A 26,433-nucleotide genomic window follows, 5' to 3' on the forward strand; every position below is an offset into this window, starting at 1 on the left:
GTCTTGCCGTGGTCAACGTGGCCAATCGTGCCGATGTTGACGTGCGGTTTTGTACGCTCAAACTTTTCCTTTGCCATGATGGCCTCCTTTTTCGGTAATGAAGGGAGCCCGTGAACCGCGCTCCCTCAAATCTTTGCTTATGCGTATTTCGCCTGGATCTCGTCCGAGATGTTCTGCGGAACCGGATCGTAGTGGTCGAACTGCATGGTGAACTGGGCACGGCCCGACGACATCGAACGCAGGGTGTTGATGTAGCCGAACATGTTCGCCAGCGGAACAAACGCGTCGATCGCAATGGCGTTGCCGCGCGGTTCCTGACCAGACACCTGGCCACGACGCGAGGTCAGGTCGCCGATGATACCGCCGGTATATTCTTCCGGGGTGATCACTTCGACCTTCATGATCGGTTCCAGCAGTTTCGCGCCAGCTTTGCGCATGCCTTCACGCATACACATCCGCGACGCGATTTCAAACGCCAGAACGCTCGAGTCAACGTCGTGGAACTTACCGTCCAGCAGGGCAACCTTGAAGTCGATCACGGGGAAACCAGCCAGCGGGCCGCTATCCATGACCGAGTTGATGCCTTTTTCAACACCAGGGATGTATTCTTTCGGAACGGCACCACCAACGATGCGGCTTTCGAACGAATAGCCTTCACCCGGCTCGGTCGGCTGGATCTCCAGCTTGACTTCGGCGAACTGACCCGAACCACCCGACTGTTTCTTGTGGGTGTAGGTGTGCTCAACCGGCATCGAGATGGTTTCGCGATATGCCACCTGAGGGGCGCCGATATTCGCCTCAACCTTGAACTCACGCTTCAGGCGGTCCACGAGGATGTCCAGATGAAGTTCGCCCATGCCCTTCATGATGGTCTGACCCGATTCCAGGTCAGTTTCCACGCGGAAGGATGGGTCTTCGGCGGCCAGACGGGCCAGACCCTGAGACATCTTCTCCTGGTCACCCTTGGTTTTGGGCTCAACCGCGATCTCGATCACCGGATCGGGGAAGGTCATGGTTTCAAGAACCACCGGATCCTTCGCGTCACACAGGGTGTCACCGGTGGTAGTGTCTTTCAGACCCGCCAGCGCGATGATGTCGCCTGCAAACGCTTCTTCGATCTCTTCCCGGTTGTTCGAGTGCATCATCATCATACGACCGATGCGCTCTTTCTTGCCTTTGGTCGAGTTCAGGATCGAGTCGCCCTTCTTCATGACGCCCGAGTAGATGCGCGTGAACGTCAGCGAGCCAACGAAGGGGTCGTTCATGATTTTGAACGCAAGGCCCGAGAAGGCCATGTTGTCGTCGGCGCGACGCGCAATGTCACGAACTTCTTCTTCGTCACCGGGTTTGAAGCCCATGTAATCAACAACGTCCAGCGGGCTGGGCAGATAGTCGATCACGGCATTCAACAGTGGCTGAACGCCTTTGTTCTTAAACGCCGAACCGCCCAGAACAGGAACGAAGTCCAGCGCAAGGGTTCCCTTGCGCAGCAGTTCGCGCAGGGTTGCGACGTCGGGCTCGTTGCCTTCCAGGTATTCCATCATGGCGTCGTCGTCTTGCTCGACAGCCGCTTCGACCATCTTGCCGCGCCACTCGTCAGCCATGTCCTTCAGGCTGTCGCGGATTGGCGCTTTGATCCAGCTTGCGCCCAGATCTTCGCCCTGCCACAGCCATTCTTCCATGGTGACGAGGTCGATCAGACCTTCCAGCTCCGATTCAGCACCAATCGGGATACCAACCGGAACAGCACGTGCGCCAGTGCGGTCTTCGATCATGCGAACGCAGTTGAAGAAATCAGCGCCGATCTTGTCCATCTTGTTGACGAAGACCATACGCGGAACCTTGTAGCGGTCAGCCTGACGCCACACGGTTTCGGTCTGGGGCTCAACACCGGCGTTTGCGTCCAGAACGCAGACGGCACCGTCGAGAACCGCCAGCGAGCGCTCGACTTCGATGGTGAAGTCAACGTGGCCGGGGGTGTCGATGATGTTCAGGCGGTGCTTGGGCGTATCGGCGGTCTGACCGTCCTCGGTGCGCTCCCAGAAGGTGGTGGTCGCAGCCGAGGTGATGGTGATGCCGCGTTCCTGCTCCTGCTCCATCCAATCCATGGTGGCTGCACCATCGTGCACCTCACCGATGTTGTGGGATTTGCCAGTGTAAAACAGGATACGTTCCGAACAGGTGGTTTTACCTGCGTCGATATGCGCCATGATACCGAAGTTTCGGTACAGTTCGAGAGGATATTCGCGTGACATGTGTCTAAACCTCTGGGATTACCAACGGTAATGGCTGAAGGCTTTGTTCGCCTCAGCCATCTTGTGGGTGTCTTCGCGCTTTTTAACGGCGGTACCGCGGGACTGAACAGCGTCCAGCAGCTCACCGGCAAGGCGCTCTTCCATTGTGTTTTCGTTGCGTCCGCGCGCAGCGGTGATCAACCAGCGGATGGCCAGTGCTTCGCGGCGCTCGGGGCGCACTTCGACCGGAACCTGATAGGTTGCACCACCAACCCGGCGCGAGCGAACCTCAACCGACGGTTTAATGTTGTCGAGCGCTTCGTGAAACACTTCGACAGGTGCGCGCTTGATCTTGTTCTCAACACGGTCAAACGCGTTGTAAACGATGCGCTCTGCGACCGACTTCTTGCCGTCGATCATCAGGTTGTTCATGAATTTCGTCAGAACCTTATCGCCAAACTTGGCGTCAGGCAGGACTTCGCGTTTTTCGGCGGCGTGACGACGTGACATATCAGCCTCTCCTTCTTACTTGGGACGCTTCGCGCCGTATTTCGAACGACGCTGCTTACGGTCTTTGACGCCCTGAGTGTCCAGAACACCGCGCAGGATGTGGTAACGCACACCGGGAAGGTCTTTTACACGGCCGCCACGGATCAGAACAACCGAGTGTTCCTGCAGGTTGTGGCTTTCACCGGGGATATACGAGATGACCTCGTACCCGTTGGTCAGGCGTACCTTGGCAACCTTACGCATAGCCGAGTTCGGCTTTTTCGGCGTGGTTGTATAAACACGTGTGCAGACGCCGCGTTTTTGCGGGCACTGCTCCAGGTGCATGGACTTCGAGCGTTTGACTTTCGGCTGCCGCGGCTTGCGGATCAGCTGTTGAATAGTTGGCATTCCGGTTTCTTCCCCGTTTTGCAACACACATGACATGCACGCGCGTTGCGTGCGGTTAAATTCGCTGCACTCATGCGTCCACAAGCGCAAAACCCGCGAGCGTTCCCATTCCGAGGTGAACGTCGCGGTTGGTTATCAGAGGACGCGAACGACAAAATTGTCCGGGTCTTGACCAGTTCATTACTGAAATCGGTTATGGGGCGGCCCCCGGCACCGAGATGACGCGCGTAATAGGGGGAGTCGGCGCAAGTGTCAACAGCACAAGCCTGCTTGCGCCAATCTGGCCGGGAATCGTGCGGTTACTTGGGTCCGGGACGGACATCCAGCCCTGTCCTGCGTTGCGGGCCAGGACGTGGCCCGGCATAGTCGGCCCAGAATTCTGATGATGGATGCACCATGCAAGTAATTGGCCTTTGCCGCTTTTCCTTCCCCGCCTTGGGCAGTTTTCAGATCGAACATGAAACACTCGAAGACCGGCGCCGGCATCTGTACAACCCCAAGCGACTGGAAGAGAGGTTCCGGCTTTTCGAAACCTCCACCCTGCCGTGTTTTCGGGAACACACGGATGAGGATTATCAGCTATTGATAGTCGTCGGTGATTGCCTTCCCAGATCAGCGTTTGAGCGGCTGAACGACCTGACAGCCGACATCAAGCAGATCAGGATACTTCAAAAATCAGCCGAAACCGACAAATCGCACCGCCACATCATGAAAGACATTCTGAACGCGGCCCGTACAGACCCCAACCAAGCCTGCCTGCAGTTTCGCCATGATGACGACGACGCCGTTTCCGTCGATTTCGTGGAACGCCTGCGCGAAGCGGTCGAGGACTGCAAACCGCTTATGGCCAGAAATCGCACGATCGGCATAGATTTCAACAAGGGTTTCGTTGCCCGAATGGATGCAAACGGGATCAGGGCGGAAGAAACCTTCAAATCACTTCTTGGCGTCGGACTGGGCATGTATGTCTCTGGTGGAAGCAAACAGACGATCATCAGCTTCACACATCACCGCATCGGTCGTTTCATGCCTGTCGTCAGCTACCCGGACGCGCCCATGTGGGTGCGCACTCTGAACGGTTCAAATGACTCCTGGGGCGCGCGAAACAGTACCAAAGATCTGCCTGCCCTAAGCCCTGAACTAGAAGGTGAGTTCATCGCACGTTTTGCCATCGACCAGAACGCGGTACGGCGGGCTCATTCTTTTGCATAAGACTGGCGTTCGCGGAAAAAGGTGAACAGCCCTGCCCCAACGACCAGAGTTGCCCCAAACATCGTAAGCGTGTCCGGCCAATCGCCGAACACCAGCCACCCCAGCGCCAAGGCCCAGATCAGACTGGAATACCGGAATGGGGCAACAAAACCAACATCGCCCGCACGCATGACCATGACGCTGAACAGATACCCCGCCAGCACGAACACAGCGGCGCATGCAATCATAATCCCAGCCCCAGCCGGAACCGGCTGCCAACCTGTCCCAAACGAAGCAACAGTCGCCGCCAAGGTGATCGTCACGGTGGTCGCCAATGTGACCGCGAGCGAGGGCACGTGAGAAGACATACGCCGTGTGATCAGGTCGCGCGCCGTAACCGACGCCACCGCGATCAACGCGTAAATCGCATAGATGCTGAACCCGTCCGGTCCGGGCCTGACGATCGTCAGCATGCCGACGAATCCCAAGGCAATCGCGACGACACGGCGCCACCCGATCTGTTCGTGAAACAGCAGCACGGCACCCAGTGTCACGGTCAATGGTAAGGCCTGCAAAACCGCCGTGACATTCGCCAAAGGCATGTGAAGCAATGCGGTCAGAAAGAAAAAGGTTGCCGACAGTTCGGCCAGGCACCGCGCGGCAACCAGCCATTTGTCATGACGCGGAAAATTCAGATGCAGCGCCCCCAGATGACGCGCCAGAAGGTAGACTAGGATTGTCGCCAACACGCCACGCATTGCAACCATCTGGAATAAGGGCACTTCTGCACCTGCCGCTTTGACGAGTGTATCATTGATGGTAAATGCGGCCATGCTGCCCATCATCAGCAAAGCACCCATAACGTTTGGCGTCATCTTGGTCTGGTCCGGTCTGGATTTCTCGGGACATTGGCCCCGTCGTCCGTAAGGATGTCAACCAGGCACCGTGATACTTTTTTCGCCCTGCCGAACCTGTCGCGGAGGTTGCAGGTCCAGACCCGCCCGGTAGCTTTTTTCAAGAAGCGCCTGCCGCCGTTTTTCAGAGCCCGTCGCACCACAAAGCAGTTCGAGTTTTCGGGGAGAGAAACCAAAATAGCCGAATGTTCCCTTCATCCAGGCTGTTTCCATGGCAGCCAGGTATCCTTCGCCCTCAATCTCATCTGAACGCGCGCCAGCGGGGATCAACAGAACACCGGATCGGGGCCGTTGAAGCGATCTTTCGGGGTCATCCAACTGATCATAGGCCCACCCCCAGTTCCAAACGCGGTCAACCCAGCCCTTGGTCATCGCGGGCATGCCCCACCAATACAACGGAAACACAAGACAGATTGCGTCCGCCCGGGCAATCCTGTCCTGCTCCGCAACCACGTCCGGCGGTGCGGACATGTGACCGTCCGGCTCAATGTCGGCCATCGACCAGCGCGGGTCGAAACCTTCCGCGTGCAGGTCTGCAAGCTCAACCGAATGCCCCGCCACCGTAGCGCCATCCATGAAATGCCGGGCCACGGCAAAACTAAACGAGGCGGGGTTAGGATGGTCTAGGACGGTCAGGACGTGCATGTGAAAGCTCCGGGTTGGAATTGTCATTGTGAGCAAATTGCACAACCGTCCGCAGAAGCTGGCGGCGTCACACTACGGTGCAAGCTGAACGGTATAGCTCAATCCGCATGCTCCGCGTCACTATCGAATCTCAAGGTAGGTTGAGATCAAGAGGGTTTTTCGCGAACCCGGTCACAAATCCTGGAAGGCTACACACTTCTGATAGTTTCAGAGCCCGCACGCAAAAAGGCCCCGCGCGTTCGCAGGGCCTTTCTTTTTGCTTCCGGTCGGAGGTTACTCGCGGCTTTCCGGGGTTTCCACCATAACGTCCAACTCGTCACCAACCATGTCGTCATCAATGGTCGGAGCGGCCAGGGCGGCGGCGGCTTCCGCCTCTTCCCGGCGGGCTTCGATCACGACGTTATCGCGGGACTGCGCAACCTGACGCACGGCCTGGGTCGCCCCACCAGTGCCGGCGGGGATCAGACGTCCGACGATAACGTTCTCTTTCAGGCCGACCAGTTTGTCCTTTTTGCCCTGAACCGACGCTTCGGTCAGCACTCGGGTGGTTTCCTGGAACGAGGCCGCCGAGATGAACGAACGCGTCTGCAGCGAGGCTTTGGTGATCCCCAGCAGGATCGGCTCGCCCTGTGCCGGACGACCACCGCGCGCGATGGTCTTCTCGTTGGCCGCGTCGAACTCCTGCTTGTCGACATGCTCGCCCTTCAGCAGGGTGGTGTCGCCTGAATCCAGGATCTCCCACTTCTGCAACATCTGGCGCACGATAACCTCGATGTGCTTGTCGTTGATCTTCACGCCCTGCAAGCGATAAACGTCCTGCACCTCGTCGATCATGTAATCCGCCAGCGCTTCGACGCCCATGATAGACAGGATGTCATGCGGAGCCGGGTTACCGTCCATCAGGTATTCACCCTTCTGGATGAAGTCCCCTTCGGCGACCGGGATGTGTTTGCCCTTGGGTACCATGTACTCGATGGTCTCCATGGACTCGTCAGCCGGTTCGATGCTGATGCGGCGCTTGTTCTTGTAGTCGCGGCCAAAGCGCACGTAACCATCGGCTTCTGCGATGATCGCGTGATCTTTCGGACGACGCGCTTCGAACAGTTCGGCCACACGCGGCAGACCACCGGTGATGTCCTTGGTCTTGGCGCCTTCACGCGGGATACGCGCAACAACGTCACCAGCTTCGATCTTCTGGCCGTCTTCGACCGACAGGATCGCATCCACCGACATCGGATAGTGGACCGGGTTGCCCGCATCATTGCGGACCGGTTCGCCATCTTCACCGACCAGAATGATCTCGGGCTTCAGGTCGCTGCCTTTTGGGGCGGCGCGCCAGTCGACAACGATCTTCTGGGTCATGCCGGTTGCTTCGTCGGTCTCATCGCGGACAGCAAGGCCCGAAACAAGATCAACGTATTTCGCAGTACCGGCTTTCTCGGCGATGATCGGCAGGGTGTAGGGATCCCATTCGAACAACTTGTCGCCGCGGGCCACCTTGGTGCCGTCCTTGACGAACAGCTTTGAGCCGTAGCCCAGCTTGTGGCTGGCACGCTCTTCGCCATGTTCGTCCTTGATTACCATCTTCATGTTCCGGCCCATGACCAGGCTTTCGCCTGCAGCATTCACCAGAATCTGCGGGTTTTCAAACGAAACAACGCCTTCCTGGCTGGCTTCCTGGAACGACTGCTGACCACCTTGCGCAACACCACCGATGTGGAAGGTCCGCATGGTCAGCTGTGTACCTGGTTCACCGATGGACTGAGCAGCAATAATGCCGACAGCTTCACCTGTATTCACCATTGTACCGCGGGCAAGGTCACGACCGTAGCAGGTGGCACAGACGCCTTCCTCGGACTCACAGGTCAGAGGAGAACGGATGCGGGTCGATTGGACACCGGCCTCATCAATGTTGTCGGCCATACGCTCATCGATCAACTGCCCTGCAGCCACGATCACCTCTTCCGTACCCGGACGCAGGATATCATCAGCGGCCACACGGCCCAATACACGTTCGGCCAGCGAGGCAACAACCTCACCGTCGTTCACCGCTGCCTCAGCCGTGATCGCTCGCTCGGTTCCGCAGTCGATCTCACGAACGATGCAGTCCTGTGCCACGTCCACCAGACGGCGGGTCAGGTAACCCGAGTTCGCCGTTTTCAGAGCGGTATCCGACAGACCCTTACGGGCACCGTGGGTCGAGTTGAAGTACTCGAGAACGGTCAGGCCTTCTTTAAAGTTCGAGATGATCGGCGTCTCGATGATATCGCCGTTCGGCTTGGCCATCAGGCCACGCATGCCGCCCAGCTGTTTCATCTGAGTAACCGAGCCACGCGCACCGGAGTGGGCCATCATGTAGACCGAGTTCGGTTCCATGTCCGACCCGTCTTCTGCCTTGGCGACATCCGAGATGGTGCTCATCATTGCTTCAGTCACGCGGTCGTTACACTTCGACCAGGCATCAACAACTTTGTTGTACTTTTCGCCCTGAGTGATCAGGCCGTCCATGTACTGCTGTTCAAAGTCCTTGACCTGACCGCGGGTGTCATCCACGATGCCCCACTTGTCGTCCGGGATGACCATGTCGTCCTTACCGAACGAGATGCCAGCCTTGAAGGCTTCTTTGAAGCCCATCGACATGATCTGGTCACAGAAGATGACTGACTCTTTCTGACCGCAATAACGATAGACGGTGTCGATCACCTGCTGCACTTCTTTTTTACGCAGCAGACGGTTGACCAACTCGAACGGCGCCTTGTTGTTCATCGGCAGCAGAGCCCCCAGGCGCAAACGGCCCGGAGTGGTCTCGTAACGCTTCTGAACTTCGTTGCCTTCGTCGTCGATCTGCGTGATCCGGGCGGTGATCTTGGTGTGCAGGTGCACTTCGCCGGAATCCAGCGCATGCTGAACTTCGTCGATCGAACCAAAGACCTTGCCTTCGCCCGGCATGCCTTCGCGTTCCAGGGTCACATAGTAGAGACCCAGGATCATATCCTGCGACGGGACAATAATGGGCGCACCGTTTGCTGGCGACAGAACGTTGTTCGTCGACATCATCAGAACACGCGCTTCCAGCTGGGCCTCAAGGCTCAGTGGGACGTGAACGGCCATTTGGTCCCCGTCGAAGTCGGCGTTAAAGGCCGAACAGACCAGCGGGTGCAGCTGGATGGCTTTACCTTCGATCAGAACCGGCTCGAACGCCTGAATGCCAAGACGGTGCAGCGTCGGCGCACGGTTCAGCATCACAGGGTGTTCGCGGATCACCTCGTCGAGGATATCCCACACTTCGGGACGCTCTTTCTCGACCAGTTTCTTCGCCTGTTTCACGGTCGAAGACAGACCTTTGGCTTCAAGGCGCGAGTAGATGAACGGCTTGAACAGCTCCAGCGCCATCTTCTTGGGCAGACCACACTGGTGCAGCTTCAACTCGGGGCCGGTCACGATAACCGAACGGCCCGAGAAGTCGACGCGCTTACCTAGAAGGTTCTGACGGAAGCGGCCCTGCTTACCTTTCAGCATGTCTGACAGCGATTTCAGCGGACGCTTGTTGGCACCGGTGATCACGCGGCCACGACGGCCGTTGTCGAAAAGAGCGTCAACCGATTCCTGCAGCATCCGCTTTTCGTTACGGACGATGATGTCAGGCGCGCGCAGCTCGATCAGACGCTTCAGACGGTTGTTCCGGTTGATGACGCGGCGATACAGATCGTTCAGATCCGACGTCGCGAAACGGCCACCATCCAGCGGAACCAGCGGACGCAGTTCCGGCGGAATGACCGGGATCACGGTCATCACCATCCATTCGGGCCGGTTGCCCGACTCGAGGAAGGATTCAACAACCTTCAGACGCTTGATGATCTTCTTGGGCTTCAGCTCGCCGGTTGCTTCGGCCAGATCAGCGCGCAGCTGCTCGGCTTCGGCTTCCAGATCAATCTGGGCCAGCATCTCACGGATGGCTTCGGCACCGATATTGGCGGTGAACGCGTCCATGCCATAGGCATCCTGGGCATCCATGTACTCTTCTTCGGTCAGCATCTGGCCGTAGGTCAGGTCGGTTAGACCGGGCTCGATGACGACATAGTTTTCAAAGTACAGGACGCGTTCCAGATCGCGCAGCGTCATGTCCAGCATCAGACCGATACGGGACGGCAGCGATTTCAGGAACCAGATATGCGCAACAGGCGCGGCCAGTTCGATGTGGCCCATACGCTCACGGCGGACTTTCTGCAGGGTGACTTCCACACCGCATTTCTCGCAGACAACGCCACGATACTTCATCCGCTTATATTTGCCGCACAGACATTCGTAATCTTTGATCGGGCCAAAGATACGCGCGCAGAACAGACCGTCACGTTCAGGCTTGAACGTCCGGTAGTTGATGGTTTCGGGTTTCTTGATCTCACCATAGGACCAAGACAGAATCCGTTCAGGGCTGGCCAACGAGACCTTGATCTCGTCGAAAACCTTCGGCGGCGTCAGCGGGTTGAACGGGTTGTTGGTGATTTCCTGGTTCATTTTGCGTCCTTACAAATTGGGATGGGATGAGTTCGGGGCGTTGCCGCCCCTACTCTTCCTCCGCATCCAGGAGTTCCATATTCAGGCCGAGGCCACGGACTTCTTTAACCAGAACGTTGAACGATTCCGGTACGCCCGCTTCAAAGTTATCCTCGCCCTTGACGATCGACTCATAGACCTTGGTCCGGCCGGCGACGTCATCCGATTTCACGGTGAGCATCTCCTGCAGGGTGTAGGCGGCGCCGTAAGCTTCCAGAGCCCAGACCTCCATCTCACCAAAGCGCTGGCCACCGAACTGCGCCTTACCGCCCAGCGGCTGCTGGGTGACCAGGCTGTACGGCCCGGTCGAACGCGCGTGAATCTTGTCGTCAACCAGATGGTGCAGTTTCAGCAGGTACTTGATGCCCACGGTCACCGGACGCGCGAATTGCTCACCCGTACGACCGTCGAACAGAACCGACTGACCGCTTTCCGAGAAGCCCGCACGCACCAGCGCGTCGTTCACGTCAGCCTCTTTGGCACCGTCGAAAACCGGGGTCGCGATCGGAACACCACGGGTCACGTTGCCCGCAGCCTCGATCAAGCCATCCTCGTCCATGCCGATGATGCCTTCTTCGTAGACATCTTCGCCATAGGCCAGCTTCATCGCTTCGCGCACCGGGGTCAGGTCGCCAGACCGGCGATATTCACCCAGAGCGTCGTCGATGTTCAGACCCAGACCGCGCGCGGCCCAACCCATGTGGGTTTCAAGGATCTGACCCACGTTCATACGCGAAGGCACACCCAGCGGGTTCAGACAGAAGTCAACCGGCGTACCATCGGCCAGGAATGGCATGTCTTCCATCGGAACAACCTTGGAAATCACACCTTTGTTCCCGTGACGACCGGCCATCTTGTCGCCCGGCTGCAGCTTACGCTTCACGGCGATGAAGACTTTGACCATCTTCATCACACCCGGCGGCAGGTCGTCGCCACGGCGGACTTTCTCGACCTTGTCCTCGAAGCGGGCGTCCAGAGCACGCTTTTGCACTTCGTATTGCTCGTTCAGAGCTTCTACGATCTGTGCGTCCTGCTCACCTTCCAGCGCCAGCTGCCACCACTGACCACGGGTCAGGGTATCCAGCAACTCCTCGGTGATCACCGATCCCGCCTTGACGCCTTTCGGGCCTTTGACAGCGGTTTTACCAAGGATCAGGCTTTGCAGACGCGCATAGATGTTGCGGTCAAGGATCGCCAGCTCGTCGTCCCGGTCACGGGCCAGGCGTTCGACTTCCTCACGCTCGATCTGCAGCGCACGCTCGTCTTTCTCGACGCCGTGACGGTTGAAGACGCGAACCTCAACAACCGTACCGTAGTCGCCCGGCTTCACGCGCAGCGAGGTGTCGCGCACGTCAGATGCTTTTTCACCAAAGATGGCGCGCAGCAGCTTTTCTTCCGGCGTCATCGGGCTTTCGCCCTTCGGAGTGATCTTGCCAACCAGAATATCGCCCGGCTCAACATCCGCGCCGATGTAAACGATGCCAGCCTCGTCGAGGTTGCGCAGCGCTTCTTCACCGACATTCGGGATATCGCGGGTGATCTCTTCCGGGCCCAGCTTGGTGTCACGGGCAGCGACTTCAAACTCCTCGATATGGACCGAGGTAAAGACGTCATCACGCGCGATACGTTCCGAGATCAGGATCGAGTCTTCATAGTTGTAACCGTTCCACGGCATGAACGCGACGACCACGTTCTTACCCAAGGCCAGCTCACCCATATCGGTCGACGGACCATCGGCAATGACCTCGCCCTTCTGGACGGTGTCACCCACCTTAATCAGCGGACGCTGGTTGATGCAGGTGTTCTGGTTCGAACGCTGGAATTTGCGCAGACGATAGATGTCAACGCCCGCGTCGCCCAGTTCCAGATCCTCGGTGGCGCGGATAACGATACGCTGGGCATCGACCTGGTCGATGATACCGGCGCGTTTCGCCTGGATCGCAGCGCCCGAGTCGATCGCAACCTTTTCCTCAATCCCGGTACCGACCAGCGGCGCTTCGGCGCGCAGCAGCGGAACCGCCTGACGTTGCATGTTCGAGCCCATCAGAGCGCGGTTGGCGTCGTCATTTTCAAGGAACGGGATCAGCGATGCAGCGACCGAGACCAGCTGTTTAGGTGACACGTCGATCAGGTCCACATTCTCACGCGGAGCCAGAGTGTAGTCACCAGCCTGACGGGTCGAAACCAGATCGTTGATGAACTTGCCGTTTTCATCCAGCGTCGCGTTCGCCTGCGCCACGGTGTGACGCATTTCCTCGGTCGCGGACATGTAGTGAACCTCATCGGTCACCTCGGCGTCTTTGACAACGCGATACGGTGTTTCGATGAAGCCATACTTGTTCACACGGGCAAAGGTGGCCAGCGAGTTGATCAGACCGATGTTCGGACCTTCCGGCGTTTCAATCGGGCACATCCGGCCATAGTGGGTCGGGTGCACGTCGCGAACCTCAAAGCCCGCACGCTCACGTGTCAAACCACCGGGGCCAAGCGCCGAGAGACGGCGTTTGTGGGTAACCTCCGACAGCGGGTTGGTCTGGTCCATGAACTGCGACAGCTGCGACGAGCCGAAGAATTCGCGAACAGCAGCCGCAGCCGGTTTCGCGTTGATCAGGTCCTGCGGCATGACGGTGTCGATTTCGACCGACGACATACGCTCTTTGATCGCGCGCTCCATGCGCAGCAGGCCAACGCGGTACTGGTTTTCCATCAGTTCTCCGACCGAACGCACACGGCGGTTGCCGAGGTGGTCGATATCGTCCACGTCGCCTTTGCCGTCACGCAGTTCCACCAACGCTTTGATGCAGGCCACGATGTCTTCGCGGCGCAGCGTGCGCAGGGTGTCCGGCGCGTCCAGAGCCAGGCGCATGTTCATCTTCACACGGCCAACTGCGGACAGGTCATAGCGCTCGCTGTCGAAGAACAAGGTATCGAACAGAGCCGACGCAGCCTCGACTGTGGGCGGTTCACCCGGACGCATGACGCGGTAGATGTCCATCAGCGCGCTTTCGCGACCCATGTTCTTGTCCTGCGCCATAGTGTTGCGCATGTAGGGGCCGACATTGATGTTGTCGATGTCCAGAACCGGGATGTCGGTGATGCCAGCATCCATCAGCTCTTTCACAGTGCCGCCGATCAGGTCGCCGTCCTTGTCGTATTCCAGGGTCAGCTCATCACCGGCTTCGACATAGATCGCGCCGTTTTCTTCGTTGATGATGTCCTTCGCAACAAATTTGCCGACAATGTTGTCGAACGGAACCAACAGGTCAGTGACAGTGCCTTCGTCGATCAGCTTTTTAACCGCGCGCGGCGTAACTTTCTTACCCGCTTCGGCAATCACTTCGCCGGATTTCGCATCAACAAGGTCGTAGGTCGGGCGCGTACCGCGCACACGCGCGGGGAAGAACGGCGTAATCCAGCCCTTTTTCTTGTCCAGCTGGTAGGACACGGTGTCGTAATACGCGTCCATGATCGCTTCCTGATCAAGACCCAGCGCATAAAGCAGGGTTGTCACAGGCAGCTTGCGGCGGCGGTCGATACGTGCGTAGACAATGTCCTTGGCGTCGAACTCAAAGTCCAGCCAGCTGCCGCGATACGGGATGATGCGGCAGGCAAACAGCAGCTTGCCCGAAGAATGGGTCTTGCCTTTGTCATGGTCAAAGAACACACCGGGCGAACGATGCATCTGGGACACGATCACACGTTCGGTCCCGTTTACGATGAAGGTCCCGTTCGGCGTCATCAGGGGCATGTCGCCCATGAACACGTCCTGTTCCTTGATGTCTTTAACGGATTTGGCGCCAGTGTCCTCATCAACATCAAAAACGATCAGGCGCAGAGTAACCTTCAGCGGCGCGCTGTAGGTCATGTCGCGCTGCATACATTCTTCAACGTCGTATTTCGGTTTTTCAAGATCGTATTTCACGAATTCCAGAACGGAGGTTTCATTGAAGTCCTTGATCGGAAAAACCGACTGAAACACGCCCATGATGCCTTCGCCTTCGGTCGGCTGATCCGCATCACCAGAGCGCAGGAAAAGATCATAAGAAGATTTCTGGACCTCAATGAGGTTCGGCATTTCCAGCACTTCGCGGATTTTGCCGTAATATTTACGAAGACGTTTCTGGCCAAGGAACGTTTGAGCCATGTCAGATGTCACCTTTCGATGTTCTCATCGGGCAAAAACGCCGTCGGGCCCCGGCGCCTTGCACATTCGAGACGACACGTCCGGATCAATTCATGGCCACCGTCCCGAAGGCAGCCTCCCGATCCGCGAACCGCGTCTTAGAAAACGCCCCAGCTTGTGAGGCCCTTTCTAAGACAGGTTCGGCTGGACCCGGATTTCTCCGGACCCAGCCAAATTTCCGACGCATCAGGGATGCGCCACTGGACAGATTTAGGCCAGTTCGACCTCGGCACCAGCTGCTTCCAGCTTGCCTTTGATCTCTTCGGCTTCGTCTTTCGACACAGCTTCTTTGATCTTGCCGCCAGCTTCGACCAGTTCCTTGGCTTCTTTCAGGCCCAGGCCGGTGATGCCGCGAACTTCTTTGATGACGTTGATTTTCGAAGCGCCAGCGTTCTTCAGAACGACGTCGAATTCTGTTTTCTCTTCCTCGGCTGCGCCACCGGCATCGCCAGCTGCACCTGCGACCATTACGGCGCCGCCAGCTGCGGGCTCAATGCCATATTCGTCTTTGAGGATGGTTTTCAGTTCTTGTGCTTCCAGCAGGGTCAGACCCACGATGCTTTCTGCGAGTGCTTTCAGATCAGCCATTGTATCAGCTCTTTCCGTTTACAGTGTGTGTTCCAACGTCAGGGCATATGCCCCACGCAGATCATTCAGTGCCAACCGCTTACGCAGCTTCCGCCTTCTCTTCGATGGTGGAAAGGATGCTTGCGATGTTGCTTGCAGGTGCGCCAATCGCGCCGGCGATGTTCGAAGCAGGTGCGCCAATGCAGCCAACGATCGAAGCAATAAGCTCTTCACGGGACGGCATTTTCGAAACTGTTTCGACGCCTTTGCGGTCCAGAGCGTTCTCGCCCATTGCACCGCCGAGGATTTCAAATTTCTTGTTATCCTTGGCGAAGTCCTCGGCCACCTTGGCTGCTGCCACGGGGTCCTCGGAATAGGTCAGAACGGTCATCCCTGTCAGCAGGTCGGCCATGCTTTCACACGGCTTACCCTCAAGGGCGATTTTGGCGAGCCTGTTCTTGGCAACACGCACGGAGCCACCAGCGTCACGAGCACGTGCGCGAAGGTCCTGCATCTCGGCAACTGTCAGACCGGCATAGTGTGCTACCACCACGACGCCAGAGCTTTCGAAGATCTGGCCGAGTTCCTCGACCACTTTCTCTTTCTGGGCTCTATCCACAGTTCTCTCCAAGTTAGGGGCGATACCTCACCCCGGCTCATATTTGCCGCGGCTCACGCCCCGGCGTTCAGGTCCGTTGTTACGGGATTGGCCAAAACACGCCCGAGGGTGGGACCCCCAGAATTCTTTGGTCTTACCCGTCTCAGGCAGGGAATTAAGGGGCCGGTTGGACCCACCCACCGTCTTGGACGAAACGAAATAAAGCGCACGACGAATCGCACGCTTTATCTCGCAACTCTCTTTAGGGCAGATGGCAGGGGTTTCCAAGGGGTAAATTGACCCTTTGCACAGTGCGGGCAATTTTACACGAAATCCTTTCCGGATCGCGTGATTGACATGTCAAAGCCCGTCCTGTCTGTTTGGCGCTGCAGTTTCCGCAAACCGTTTTTGAAACGCTGAACCACCAGACCATGCCGACGCCAACCCTTGATGAATACGACATGGCCAGCACCTATGCCGAGGAATTCGCACGGGCGCAACTCAACAACTCGGTAAAGGACGTTACCTGCATCTACCGATCGCACGCTTTCCCAGCTTCCCGGCTGGTTTGGAAAATCGAAAAATCGGGACGGCCCTTTGCCTTGAAGATTGATACCCTCTCGCCCGAGACGGGGCGGCTGAGCAAGGAATTCGACGTCCTGACCCGGCTTTCGGACCACTTCGAGGGTAACGAAACCAATCGGGTCGTACGTCCGGTCTATTTAGCCCCGCATGGCGCGTTTATGGTCACGGAATTCATCGACCGACCAACAGCTGTGGACTACATCTACAACAGCTCGAACGATGACCAGGTGGCCCAGGTGTATCGGCGCGCTGGATCCTGGCTGAATACCCTACACAGCTTTAAGGCGCCAACCGAGTATGCCTTTCGTCCACGATGGATGACAGACAGCATCAAAGACCTGTCTACCGCGCTACCCTTCCATATCGAAGAAGCCAGCAAACCCATGATTGACGTGTTTTTGTCACAGGCAAAGCGGCTTAAGAACCGGCCGGACATTCGCGTACTCTCTCACGGAGATTTTCACGGCGACAACCTGATCATGGGTTCGGGTACAGCCATTGGCCTTGATTTCACAGAAGCGCGCGACAAGCTGGCCGTCTACGATATCGTTGACCTTCTGAAAGCCGATGTCTTTCGGGACGGCCCCGCATCCGAGATCGACCGAAGTGGGATGCTGCGCAAGAACAAGGACATGTTCTTTCGTCAATACCGACACCCGATAGACCCCGAGATCCTCGAGTGCTGCTTGCGTGGCCGACTTCTGAAAGACTGGCTGCGTCTTTGGCAAACGGATTTTACATGCAGTCCTTTCGAAGATCGGAAAAGACATCGGCTGCACCTTCGGCTTAGGGCAGCGTTCAGCACGGACTGACCCTTGGGACGGCTCTGCCTGAGCAGCACAAAGATATAAGCCCAGTACTGACGCGAAACCGCAATTGTATTTCTAGTTGCGCCTAAAACCGATCTATGGTTGTCAAATAAAAAATCCAAAAATATCCGTTACTAAAAGGTAATTTGCCACAGATGGCACTTCGCAGCTTTTTCGCCCAGGACAACGCAAGTCTGATCGTAACATCGAGCCCCAACGGGAGCATTGTCAACAATCCGATCATAAACAATTCAGACACACCAAACGGCACCGTGTTTTCTTATTCTGCCGGGACAGGAACCACCGTGACATTGAATGACACAAGAGGTGGCCGAAATGTCTTTAATGATGATCTGGAGTCCCGCCACGTCATCACGGATGGCGGTGGGATTGTCGCGAATGGTACACAAGTCGAATCCGAATCCATAATTCGGGTGCGTGCACTGGATGGAGACGGAAACCCTACTGGACCCGAGATCGACATCTATGTGTTTTCCAAGAACGGAGTCACACAGGATGTTTGGGGATACAGCACATCTGCGCCTTTGGATTCCGGCACGTCTTACATCAAGGTTGGCGGCTCGAATGACGGGTCATCCGCCTACTCTAGCTTCGTTACCTGCTTTGGACCCGGAACACTGATCGAAACGGAACATGGCGCAGTTGAGGTGCAAAACCTCAGAAAAGGTCAGCGTGTCTGGACGCGTGACAGCGGACTGCAGCCGATCTTGTGGATCGGATCAACCGAGGTTCACGGTTTCGGCCCATTTGCACCGGTCGTCATTGAAACCGGCATCATCGGGAACACGCAAAAACTGGTGGTGTCGCAACAACACCGCATCCTGATTCAGTCCCCTGCAACCGACATGCTGTTCGGCTCATCCGAAGTTTTCGTCGCCGCAAAGCACCTGTGCGGTATTCCGGGTATTTCCATTCGTGAGACCGAGCGCATCACTTATACGCATTTCATGTTCGACCAGCACCACATTGTCCGTTCGAACGGCGCGCTGACCGAAAGCTATTATTTTGGGGACATTGCAGACCAGGCTTTGTCAGCACCGCAGAGGGCTGAAATCCTCGCTCTTTTCCCGTCGATGAACAGTATGAGTGATGCCTTCCGGCACACAGCCGCGAAAACGATCAGTGCACGTGAGGCCAGCGTGTTGCGCGCCTATTACTGACGGGTTTTCGGGATGCAAAAAACCCGGGCTGCGTCAGCACCCCGGGTTGTAGTTTTCAGCGCTTGGTCGCCGCTTATTCGCCTGCAGCAGCAGCGACGTCCAATGTCACACCCGGGCCCATAGTCGAGCTGAGTGCGATTTTCTTCATGTAGGTGCCTTTGGCGCCCGACGGCTTGGCCTTGGCAACAGCCGAGACAAACGCACGGACGTTTTCGACCAGCTTGGCTTCGTCGAAGGACGCTTTGCCGACGCCGGCATGCACAACGCCGCCTTTTTCCGCCTTGAACTGAACTTCACCGCCCTTGGCTGCTTCGACGGCCGCTTTCACGTCCATGGTCACAGTGCCGACCTTGGGGTTCGGCATCAGGTTACGAGGGCCCAGAACCTTACCCAGACGGCCGACGATCGGCATCATGTCCGGGGTGGCAATGCAGCGATCGAAGTCGATGGTGCCGCCCTGAATGGTTTCCATCAGGTCTTCTGCGCCAACGATATCCGCGCCTGCTTCTTTCGCTTCGTCAGCCTTGGGGCCACGAGCGAACACAGCAACGCGCATTGCCTTACCGGTGCCGTTCGGCAGGCCGACAACACCGCGCACCATCTGGTCTGCGTGACGGGTATCAACGCCCAGGTTCATCGCGATTTCGATGGTCTCGTCGAATTTCGAGGTTGCGTTGCCTTTGACCAGGGCAACAGCTTCTTCAACCGACAGGTTTTCCTTGCCAGCGACAGCTTCGCGCGCAGCGCGGGTACGTTTACCGAGTTTTGCCATCTTACTTCACCTCGATGCCCATGGAGCGGGCCGAGCCCAGGATGATCTGCATTGCGCCTTCGACGTCGTTGGCGTTCAGATCTTTCATTTTGGCTTCGGCGATTTCGCGCACCTGCTTCGAGGTCACGGTTGCCACGGTCTCACGACCGGGGTTTTCCGCACCACGGGGGCGGTTACGCTTGCCAACCGGCTTCAGACCAGCTGCTTTTTTCAGGTAATAAGACGCGGGCGGCGTCTTGATGTCCATGGTGAAGGACTTGTCCTGATAATAGGTGATCACGGTCGGGCAAGGAGCGCCTTGCTCCATGTCTGCGGTCTTGGCGTTGAACGCCTTGCAGAATTCCATGATGTTGATGCCGCGCTGACCCAGCGCCGGACCAACTGGCGGTGACGGGTTCGCCTGACCTGCAGGAACCTGCAGCTTCATTGTACCAGCAAGCTTCTTGGCCATTTGGTTTTCCTTTCAACGTAGGCAGAACGCGTCCCACCCGGTTTATGTTGCGTGGTCCGATCCGGGATCGCGATCCCAGCAATCTCCCACAAGAGAATCTCGCCCGAAGGCGATAGAAGCGGCGTTTACAGGTGAACAAAGAGGTTGGCAAGTAGCCAGTGGAGCCAAGCCGTATCTGGCTTTTCCCTATATCCAAGAGGTTTTCGCAGACTCGGAACGTCTCATATTGCCAATGGCGTGTTTCGCCAGCTGAAATGTGCATGTCCGCGTTGCGCTGCGAATGTGCTATACTTGTCAGATTAAGGCCTTTGTTTTGGAGGTAAGTTATGATTCTGCGTTTAATAACAACTCTTGGCATCGCGCTGTCCTTCGCTGTCACCGCCCCTCAGACCGCGCGGGCCGACGCCGGTGACTTTCTCGGCGGTGCTGTTGTGGGTGGCGTTGTTGGTTATGCGATTGGCAAGGACCAACAGAAGAAAAAAACTCAAAGAACAACTCGGACCTACCGGCCCAGCATTCCGTCGACCACGCAAGGAGCTCAGACTCAGACGGCCCTCAATTATTTCGGCTATAATGCCGGACGGGTCGATGGCCAGGTCGGAAGTGGGACCCGAGCCGCCATCGAACGCTATCAGGCGTCGATGGGTTACCCCATAAATGGCTATGACTTTCAGCCGTATCAGTACGACTTCCTGATGCAGGCGTATTACTGGGCCACAAGCGGTGGACAGGCGACAACTCAGCTCACGGGCCAGCCGCTTTTGATGGCGTATCGTCAACAACAGCTTAGCGGTTCTGCCCTTGCGGCGGCAGCTCAGCCCCAAGCTGAGGCTGCTCCGGTTCCAACATCGCAAGAGCCCGAACCAGTGCCGGATGCTGGCGAGACAACGTCCGCTTCACTGCCAACCCTCTTCTCTGGCGGCACCGCGCGTCCTTCCCTCGCCAATCGTTGCAGCGCAGTAATGCTGCAAACGTCGACCAATGGCGGCTATACAACGCTGGCAAACATGTCAGATCCTGATTTCGCACTTAGCGAACAGTTCTGCCTTGCCAGAAGCTATGCGATGGCACGCGGTGAAGATCTGATGCAGGACATTCAAGGACTGACACCGGACCAGATAGCAACCCAGTGCGACTCATTCGGCGAAATGCTGGAACCGCAGGTTGTTTCGCTGTCTCTGAACACAAAAACCGAGGCGGAAACACAGATGCGCAAGCTTGCGTTGGACTCGGGACTCAGCCCCGAAGATCTCGCAGCGACAAGTAAGGTCTGTCTTGCAATGGGCTACCGTCAGGACAACATGGATACCGCAGTTGGTTCTGCTTTGATGTTGGTCGCAATGGGCGAACCCGCCTATGGCGAGCTGATTGGACACCATTTGCGTGAAGGATTTGGCGTTCAGGAGCGCCGTGATCTTGCGATGCAGTGGTATGATGCAAGCCTGTCTGCACTGGACGCGGGGTCAGAAGCTGTCTTCTTGCCGTCCCAAGCCGATCGACCGCAACTTTTGCGAACAGCAATGACAGCAGCGCAGTAAGCCGAAGCATATCCGCACCTGCAGGCGAACCGACGCCCCCTGCGGGTGCAATATCCCGCTAGGTCTGCTTGGTAACCTGGGTGAAGTCCAGCTCGACCGGGGTTTCGCGGCCGAAGATTGAAACAGAAACCTTCAGCTTCTGGTTCTCGTCGTCCACGCCTTCGACCATGCCGTCGAAATCCTCGAACGGACCGTCATTGACCTTGACCTTTTCACCGATTTCGAAGGTGATCATCAGCTTGGGCGCTTCTTCACCTTCCTGAACGCGGTTCAGGATCTGGTTTACCTCAGCATCGCGCATCGGCATCGGACGGCCCTGCGGACCAAGAAAGCCAGTGACGCGGTTGATCGAGTTGATCAGGTGATAGCCCTGATCCGACATTTCCATATGCACCAGTACGTAACCAGGCATAAAGCGGCGTTCGGTCGCAACCTTTTTGCCGCGGCGCACTTCGATCACCTCTTCGGTGGGCACCAGAACTTCGTCGATGTCGTCCTCAAGGCCCTGCTCGGCCACGGACGTGCGGATTTGCTCTGCGATCTTCTTTTCGAAATTCGAAAGAACGCTGACCGAATACCACCGTTTCGCCATGAACCTGTCGTCCTTGTTTGCCTTCGGTGCGTCGGTATCGCCGTAAGCACCGTCATTGAAATTCTATCACGTCACCCGGAATAAAAAGCGGCGCGCAGCCCGAATCTCCGCACGCCCATTCCGAATAGTACCGTCACCTACTCTGACATTGCTGGCTGTGCAAGGGGGCAGTGGCGTTTCCGCTACGCCCGAACGGTCCTAGCCGAATATACCAAGGATCAATTGCAGCCCGCCACGAATGCCCAAATCAACCAGCGCAAAGAACACGGCCGTCAGCGCCGCCATGATGAACACCATGACCGTGGTCAGCAGTACTTCACGCCGGGTCGGCCAGACGACCTTTGCGACTTCGGCACGGACTTGCTGTATGAACTGGATCGGATTCATGGTGGCCATTTGGCTTGGTTCTCTCTGCTAGCGGATGCGCTGGACATAGCCGGGCATTGCGGCGATTTCAAGGGTTGTCAGGGCTTGGGCTTGTCGTCCCATTCATCGCTGAGGATACGCTGCGCGTCGCCTTCGGGATCATCATACTGGTTCGAGCGGACCGTGTAGACAAAAGCCACAAGGCCAACCCCGCCTAAAAACAGGGAAATCGGTATCAGATAAGCCAGAACTTCCATATCAGCTACCTCAGGCGCAGGGCGTTCAGAGACACGGTGATGGACGAAGTGGACATCGCCAGAGCCGCAATCAGCGGCGTGGCCAAACCGGCCACGGCCAACGGCACGGCTATGATATTATAAACGGTGGCAATGCGAAAGTTCTCACGGATCCGCTTTGTCGCTTTTACGGCAGTGTCGCAGGCATCGGCGATCGGGGACAGGTTGTTGCCCAGCAACACGATATCCGACGCCACTCGCGCTGCATCAAGTGCCGAAGCCGGCGAGATCGACACATGCGCCGCCGCCAGCGCAGCGGTGTCGTTCAGCCCATCGCCGACCATCAGAACTCGACGACCCTTGTTGCTCAGGTCCTGCACTCGGGCAGCCTTATCCTGCGGCAGCGCCTGCGCGATCCAGTTCTCGATCCCCAGTTTGCCGGCCAGCGCCTGAACAGCGCCCTGCGTGTCGCCGGAGATGAGAATGACATCTTTGCCGGCCTCCCGGAACGCCTCGACAGCCTCGGCCGCACCGGCGCGCAGGCTGTCCGAGAACAAAAAGGCGACAGGCGTTCGCCCGGCTACCGACAACCACGCCGCGGTTTGATCGCCATCCTGCGCGCCAGCCCATTCAGCCCGGCCCAAACGCACCCGCTGACCGCGGAAGAGGCCCTCGGTGCCAAAACCCGGCACCTCCGCAGTGTCCTTGACGATCGCGGGCGTGATACCGGCATCCCGCGCCGACTTGGCCAGCGAAACCGACAACGGGTGTGACGATGCCTCGGCCAGTGCCAGGGCAATCTCAAGATCAGAACGCGCGTGATCGCCCAGATTGGTCAATTCAGGGGTGCCCGACGTCAGCGTGCCGGTCTTGTCGAACACAACCGTATCGACCTCGGCCAGACGCTCCAGTGCGGTGGCATGTTTGATCAGCATCCCCTTGCGGAACAGACGGCCTGACGCGGCAGTCGTCACCGCAGGTACCGCCAAACCAAGCGCACAAGGGCATGTAATAATCAGCACCGCAGCAGCGATATTTAATGCAGTGCGAATGTCACCGGAAAAAAGATACCAGCCCACGAAGCTGAGCGCCGACAGGATGTGAACGCCGGGTGCGTAAAGCTTGGCCGCCTTATCTGCCAGCGAGGTATAGCGCGACCGCCCCGATTCAGCGATTGCTACCAGATCGGCCATACGGTGCAGTGAGGTATCCTCTCCAACCGCAGTCGCCCGAATGGTCAGAGGGCCGGTCAGGTTGACCTCGCCCGCGCTCACGTTCAGACCCGCCTCGGCATACACGGGCAGCGTTTCCCCGGTTAGCAACGAGCGGTCAAGCTCTGACTGACCCGAGACGATTTCACCGTCCACCGGCATACGGCCACCGGGGCGGACAAGGACAAGATCACCAACTCCAAGCGAGGCAACCGAGACCTCCTCTTCGACGCCATCAACCAACCGAGTGGCGCGCGGGACCTCAAGCGCCGTCAGTTCTTCGGCGGCAGACCGGGCCGCAGCCCGTGTGCGGTAATCCAGATACCGACCGGCCAACAGAAAGAACGTCAGCGTCAGGGCCGCATCGAAATAAGCATGCTTCCCGCTGAGCGCCGTTTCCCACAGCGACGTGACCAAGGCCAACACGATCGCCAGAACAATCGGCACGTCCATATTCAGGCGCCTGACGCGCAGGGCGCTCCAGGCGTTTACAAAAAAGGGCTGGGCGGAAAAGGCAATCGCGGGCAGTGCAATGGCCGCCGAAATCCAGTGAAACATGTCGCGCGTGGCGTCCGCAGCCCCTGACCAGACCGATACCGACAGCAGCATCACATTCATCGAGGCAAACCCGGCCACTGCCAGCCGCATCAACAAATCACGCCCGGCCTTGTCTGTTTGCGTGGCGGACAGGGCGCCGGGGTCCAGTTCGTGCGCCTCATACCCTGCATTTTCCAGCACAGGGATCAGATCGGCGGCCTGCAGATCAGGCGCGGCTTTGACCATGGCACGCTTTAACGTCAGATTGACCCGCGCATCCTCGACACCGGGATGTGCGTTCAATTCCCGTTCGACCTTGGAGATACAAGCCGAGCAATGGATACCCGGCAACGACAAAGCAATCTGCACATCCTGCGGTATCGGGCGGGCTGGCTCTGCCGGGCTTGCAATGCAGCCCGGACAGGCCGCAGCACCAGAGGTCACCTGTGCGGTCATCCATTCACCCTTTCACGAACAGCGGCACACGCTGCGCGAACTCAGCCCCATCATGGTCTTTTGCGACCAAACGGATGTTCCAGTTGCCCCGCCCAAGAGACGCTGGCGTCGAATAAGCTTGGCCGTCAAAGATGAAATCCGGGGAGAAATCGTCTTTCACGTGGGTGGCACGCCCGACCACGGCCTGAAGCTCGGCAACTTCGACCGGAGCACCCGCTTTGTCGGTGATGTGCAGGACCAACAAACCGCCAGATAATTCTGCACGAATCTCCCAGCCCAGTGCTTTGTGCTCTTGCAGGCGTTCGTTGAATTCCTGACTGGCGACATAGGAGTTCTTGACCTCCAGTCCCGGAAAGGTTCTGACCGCGTTATAGGCCAGCAGAAGATTAACGGTAATGATTACGCCAAAGGCGGCGACAAACACCGCCAAGGCGTGCTTTCCAGTGAATTGCCGCTCAGCCATCCTAGTTTCCTCGTCCGTTGAAAGAAGTGTCCTTGTAGGCGCGTTCTCCACTTTGCAAATCTTCGACCCAGATACGCACCGGAGTCGTGTCTGCCGCAGCAGGATCGGTGTCTTTTCTGGCGATGATGTACACACGTTGCAACTGCGACGTATCTGCCGCAACGTTGACTGTATCAAGGTCCGTGCCTTCGATCACTATCCGCATTGCCGGATCTCCGGTCAGCGACAATTTGAACAGACGATCCTCACCATGCTTGTTACGCAGCCGCACATCGTAAGTGTTGCGGATGGTACCGTCCGACATCGTAACAAAGGTCGGGTTGCGCACCGGCGCAACAGTCAGATCGATATCCGAGCGGATGAACAGCGCAAACAGCAACGCAAACCCTACCGCTGACCAAAGGGCCGTGTACATGATCGTACGGGGCCGCAGGATGTGTCTCCAGACACTTTTTGGCGGCTGCCCTGCCCGTTCACGGCCCTCATCGCTCAGCGCCATGTAATCGATAAGGCCGCGTGGCTTGCCGATCTTGGCCATCATGTCATCGCAAGCGTCGATGCAAAGGGCGCAGGTTATGCACTCAAGCTGTTGACCATCACGAATATCGATGCCCACCGGGCAGACATTCACGCAAGCCATGCAATCAATACAGTCGCCCAATTCGGAATCGGCCGTACGCTTCCCCTTGCCCCGAGGCTCTCCGCGCCATTCTCGGTAGCCGACGACCAGAGTGTCTTCGTCCATCATCGCGGCCTGAATACGCGGCCAAGGGCACGCGTAGATACAAATCTGTTCACGGGCAAATCCACCAAACAGAAAGGTTGTACCGGTCAGGATCAGAATGGTCGTGTAAGCAACCGGATGCGCGTTTCCGGTAACAAGATCTCGCAGCAGCGTCGGCGCATCGGCAAAATAGAACACCCAGGCGCCACCGGTCGCCAAACCGATCAACAACCACGCTGTCCATTTCGTAATACGAAGCCGCGCCTTGCGGAGATCCATCTTTTCCTGTCGGTGAAGACGCAATCGTGCGTTGCGATCCCCTTCGATCCAGCGCTCGACCAAAATAAACAGATCTGTCCAAACCGTCTGGGGGCAGGCATATCCGCACCACACACGACCCAGCGCCGAGGTGAACAAGAACAGGCCCAAGCCTGCCATAATCAGAAGGCCAGCAACAAAGTAGAATTCATGCGGCCAGATCTCGATCCAGAAAAAGTAAAAACGCCGGTTTGCCAGATCCAGCAGCACGGCCTGATCCGGCAAGCTTGGCCCACGATCCCACCTGATCCATGGCGTTACATAATAGATACCCAGTGTAACCGCTAGAATGATCCATTTAAGGTTTCTAAACGGCCCGGATACACGTCGGGGGAAGATCGGCTCCCTAGCGGCATAAAGGCTGGGGGCGGGGTCGGAATCGCTCACGAGCTGGCTCCAGATGTGGCTGTA

Annotated in this window: 21 protein-coding genes; 4 read left to right on the forward strand and 17 right to left on the reverse strand. The window is 57.5% G+C overall.

Annotated features, from left to right (window positions below):
• Positions 1-137: 137 nt before the first annotated feature.
• From fusA to rpsL, 3 genes are read right to left on the reverse strand one after another with little or no spacing between them, the layout of a single operon-like run.
• Positions 138-2,255, reverse strand: coding sequence for an elongation factor G (gene fusA, locus AC2FIT_RS03000; protein WP_496826524.1), 2,118 nt, complete (start codon positions 2,253-2,255; stop codon positions 138-140).
• Positions 2,256-2,273: 18 nt separating this feature from the next.
• On the reverse strand, positions 2,274-2,744 hold the full coding sequence (gene rpsG / locus AC2FIT_RS03005; protein ID WP_039529242.1) for a 30S ribosomal protein S7: 471 nt from the start codon (positions 2,742-2,744) through the stop codon (positions 2,274-2,276).
• Positions 2,745-2,759: 15 nt separating this feature from the next.
• The gene (gene rpsL, locus AC2FIT_RS03010) at positions 2,760-3,131 is read right to left on the reverse strand and encodes a 30S ribosomal protein S12 (RefSeq protein WP_005980675.1); all 372 of its coding nucleotides are present in this window, start codon (positions 3,129-3,131) and stop codon (positions 2,760-2,762) included.
• A 396-nt stretch (positions 3,132-3,527) separates the two neighbouring features.
• Here rpsL and AC2FIT_RS03015 point away from each other — a divergent pair, with 396 nt between their 5' ends.
• A complete protein-coding gene (locus AC2FIT_RS03015; protein WP_496826527.1) occupies positions 3,528-4,343 on the forward strand; it encodes a putative rhamnosyl transferase in 816 nt (271 codons plus the stop codon).
• Here the strand turns inward: AC2FIT_RS03015 and AC2FIT_RS03020 are convergent.
• From AC2FIT_RS03020 to rplJ, 6 genes are all read right to left on the reverse strand, one after another.
• Positions 4,328-5,197, reverse strand: a complete 870-nt coding sequence (locus tag AC2FIT_RS03020; protein WP_496826529.1) for a DMT family transporter — start codon at positions 5,195-5,197, stop codon at positions 4,328-4,330. The genes AC2FIT_RS03015 and AC2FIT_RS03020 overlap by 16 nt on opposite strands.
• A 57-nt stretch (positions 5,198-5,254) precedes the next feature.
• Entirely contained in the window at positions 5,255-5,881 is a 627-nt protein-coding gene (locus tag AC2FIT_RS03025) for an NAD(P)H-dependent oxidoreductase (RefSeq protein WP_496826531.1), read from the reverse strand.
• A 273-nt stretch (positions 5,882-6,154) separates the two neighbouring features.
• Entirely contained in the window at positions 6,155-10,396 is a 4,242-nt protein-coding gene (gene rpoC / locus AC2FIT_RS03030) for a DNA-directed RNA polymerase subunit beta' (protein ID WP_496826533.1), read from the reverse strand.
• Positions 10,397-10,445: 49 nt separating this feature from the next.
• Positions 10,446-14,579, reverse strand: a complete 4,134-nt coding sequence (gene rpoB, locus AC2FIT_RS03035) for a DNA-directed RNA polymerase subunit beta (protein WP_496826535.1) — start codon at positions 14,577-14,579, stop codon at positions 10,446-10,448.
• 249 nt (positions 14,580-14,828) lie between these two features.
• Positions 14,829-15,206 (reverse strand): 50S ribosomal protein L7/L12, encoded by a 378-nt coding sequence (rplL, locus tag AC2FIT_RS03040; RefSeq protein WP_224890909.1) that lies wholly within the window; start codon positions 15,204-15,206, stop codon positions 14,829-14,831.
• 79 nt (positions 15,207-15,285) lie between these two features.
• The gene (gene rplJ / locus AC2FIT_RS03045; RefSeq protein WP_068337277.1) at positions 15,286-15,804 is read right to left on the reverse strand and encodes a 50S ribosomal protein L10; all 519 of its coding nucleotides are present in this window, start codon (positions 15,802-15,804) and stop codon (positions 15,286-15,288) included.
• A 410-nt stretch (positions 15,805-16,214) separates the two neighbouring features.
• Here rplJ and AC2FIT_RS03050 point away from each other — a divergent pair, with 410 nt between their 5' ends.
• Positions 16,215-17,180: an aminoglycoside phosphotransferase family protein gene (locus tag AC2FIT_RS03050; protein ID WP_496826538.1), complete on the forward strand. Its 966-nt coding sequence runs from the start codon at positions 16,215-16,217 to the stop codon at positions 17,178-17,180.
• A 152-nt stretch (positions 17,181-17,332) separates the two neighbouring features.
• Positions 17,333-18,358, forward strand: coding sequence for a Hint domain-containing protein (locus tag AC2FIT_RS03055; RefSeq protein WP_496826540.1), 1,026 nt, complete (start codon positions 17,333-17,335; stop codon positions 18,356-18,358).
• 73 nt (positions 18,359-18,431) lie between these two features.
• On the opposite strand, the gene rplA is transcribed toward AC2FIT_RS03055, so the two are convergent.
• Positions 18,432-19,130, reverse strand: a complete 699-nt coding sequence (gene rplA, locus AC2FIT_RS03060; RefSeq protein WP_068337271.1) for a 50S ribosomal protein L1 — start codon at positions 19,128-19,130, stop codon at positions 18,432-18,434.
• A gap of 1 nt (position 19,131) precedes the next feature.
• Positions 19,132-19,581 (reverse strand): 50S ribosomal protein L11, encoded by a 450-nt coding sequence (rplK, locus tag AC2FIT_RS03065; RefSeq protein ID WP_037314971.1) that lies wholly within the window; start codon positions 19,579-19,581, stop codon positions 19,132-19,134.
• Between the two features lie 326 nt (positions 19,582-19,907).
• Here rplK and AC2FIT_RS03070 point away from each other — a divergent pair, with 326 nt between their 5' ends.
• Positions 19,908-21,119 (forward strand): peptidoglycan-binding domain-containing protein, encoded by a 1,212-nt coding sequence (locus AC2FIT_RS03070; RefSeq protein WP_496826542.1) that lies wholly within the window; start codon positions 19,908-19,910, stop codon positions 21,117-21,119.
• Positions 21,120-21,177: 58 nt separating this feature from the next.
• Here AC2FIT_RS03070 and nusG read toward each other — a convergent pair whose 3' ends face one another.
• From nusG to ccoG, 6 genes are all read right to left on the reverse strand, one after another.
• The gene (gene nusG, locus AC2FIT_RS03075; RefSeq protein ID WP_496826544.1) at positions 21,178-21,711 is read right to left on the reverse strand and encodes a transcription termination/antitermination protein NusG; all 534 of its coding nucleotides are present in this window, start codon (positions 21,709-21,711) and stop codon (positions 21,178-21,180) included.
• A gap of 198 nt (positions 21,712-21,909) precedes the next feature.
• A complete protein-coding gene (gene secE / locus AC2FIT_RS03080; protein ID WP_068337265.1) occupies positions 21,910-22,107 on the reverse strand; it encodes a preprotein translocase subunit SecE in 198 nt (65 codons plus the stop codon).
• 68 nt (positions 22,108-22,175) lie between these two features.
• Positions 22,176-22,334 (reverse strand): cbb3-type cytochrome oxidase assembly protein CcoS, encoded by a 159-nt coding sequence (ccoS, locus tag AC2FIT_RS03085; RefSeq protein WP_068337263.1) that lies wholly within the window; start codon positions 22,332-22,334, stop codon positions 22,176-22,178.
• Between the two features lie 5 nt (positions 22,335-22,339).
• A complete protein-coding gene (locus AC2FIT_RS03090; RefSeq protein ID WP_496826547.1) occupies positions 22,340-24,517 on the reverse strand; it encodes a heavy metal translocating P-type ATPase in 2,178 nt (725 codons plus the stop codon).
• 4 nt (positions 24,518-24,521) lie between these two features.
• Positions 24,522-24,980, reverse strand: a complete 459-nt coding sequence (locus tag AC2FIT_RS03095) for a FixH family protein (RefSeq protein ID WP_496826549.1) — start codon at positions 24,978-24,980, stop codon at positions 24,522-24,524.
• Position 24,981: 1 nt separating this feature from the next.
• Positions 24,982-26,409 (reverse strand): cytochrome c oxidase accessory protein CcoG, encoded by a 1,428-nt coding sequence (gene ccoG, locus AC2FIT_RS03100; protein ID WP_496826551.1) that lies wholly within the window; start codon positions 26,407-26,409, stop codon positions 24,982-24,984.
• Positions 26,410-26,433: the final 24 nt, after the last annotated feature.

This window comes from Ruegeria sp. YTSA135 (genome assembly GCF_059610165.1).

Excerpts from the sequence above, each read along its gene's own strand:
- AC2FIT_RS03025 (WP_496826531.1), bottom strand. The coding sequence starts at position 5,881 with ATGCACGTCCTGACCGTCCTAGACCATCCTAACCCCGCCTCGTTTAGT.
- rplA (WP_068337271.1), bottom strand. The coding sequence starts at position 19,130 with ATGGCAAAACTCGGTAAACGTACCCGCGCTGCGCGCGAAGCTGTCGCT.
- secE (WP_068337265.1), bottom strand. The coding sequence starts at position 22,107 with ATGGCCACCATGAATCCGATCCAGTTCATACAGCAAGTCCGTGCCGAA.
- rpsG (WP_039529242.1), bottom strand. The coding sequence starts at position 2,744 with ATGTCACGTCGTCACGCCGCCGAAAAACGCGAAGTCCTGCCTGACGCC.
- AC2FIT_RS03090 (WP_496826547.1), bottom strand. The coding sequence starts at position 24,517 with ATGACCGCACAGGTGACCTCTGGTGCTGCGGCCTGTCCGGGCTGCATT.
- AC2FIT_RS03055 (WP_496826540.1), top strand. The coding sequence starts at position 17,333 with ATGGCACTTCGCAGCTTTTTCGCCCAGGACAACGCAAGTCTGATCGTA.
- fusA (WP_496826524.1), bottom strand. The coding sequence starts at position 2,255 with ATGTCACGCGAATATCCTCTCGAACTGTACCGAAACTTCGGTATCATG.
- rpoB (WP_496826535.1), bottom strand. The coding sequence starts at position 14,579 with ATGGCTCAAACGTTCCTTGGCCAGAAACGTCTTCGTAAATATTACGGC.
- AC2FIT_RS03070 (WP_496826542.1), top strand. The coding sequence starts at position 19,908 with ATGATTCTGCGTTTAATAACAACTCTTGGCATCGCGCTGTCCTTCGCT.
- rpsL (WP_005980675.1), bottom strand. The coding sequence starts at position 3,131 with ATGCCAACTATTCAACAGCTGATCCGCAAGCCGCGGCAGCCGAAAGTC.
- AC2FIT_RS03020 (WP_496826529.1), bottom strand. The coding sequence starts at position 5,197 with ATGACGCCAAACGTTATGGGTGCTTTGCTGATGATGGGCAGCATGGCC.
- rplL (WP_224890909.1), bottom strand. The coding sequence starts at position 15,206 with ATGGCTGATCTGAAAGCACTCGCAGAAAGCATCGTGGGTCTGACCCTG.
- rplK (WP_037314971.1), bottom strand. The coding sequence starts at position 19,581 with ATGGCCAAGAAGCTTGCTGGTACAATGAAGCTGCAGGTTCCTGCAGGT.
- AC2FIT_RS03050 (WP_496826538.1), top strand. The coding sequence starts at position 16,215 with ATGCCGACGCCAACCCTTGATGAATACGACATGGCCAGCACCTATGCC.
- AC2FIT_RS03015 (WP_496826527.1), top strand. The coding sequence starts at position 3,528 with ATGCAAGTAATTGGCCTTTGCCGCTTTTCCTTCCCCGCCTTGGGCAGT.
- ccoS (WP_068337263.1), bottom strand. The coding sequence starts at position 22,334 with ATGGAAGTTCTGGCTTATCTGATACCGATTTCCCTGTTTTTAGGCGGG.
- AC2FIT_RS03095 (WP_496826549.1), bottom strand. The coding sequence starts at position 24,980 with ATGGCTGAGCGGCAATTCACTGGAAAGCACGCCTTGGCGGTGTTTGTC.
- rpoC (WP_496826533.1), bottom strand. The coding sequence starts at position 10,396 with ATGAACCAGGAAATCACCAACAACCCGTTCAACCCGCTGACGCCGCCG.
- nusG (WP_496826544.1), bottom strand. The coding sequence starts at position 21,711 with ATGGCGAAACGGTGGTATTCGGTCAGCGTTCTTTCGAATTTCGAAAAG.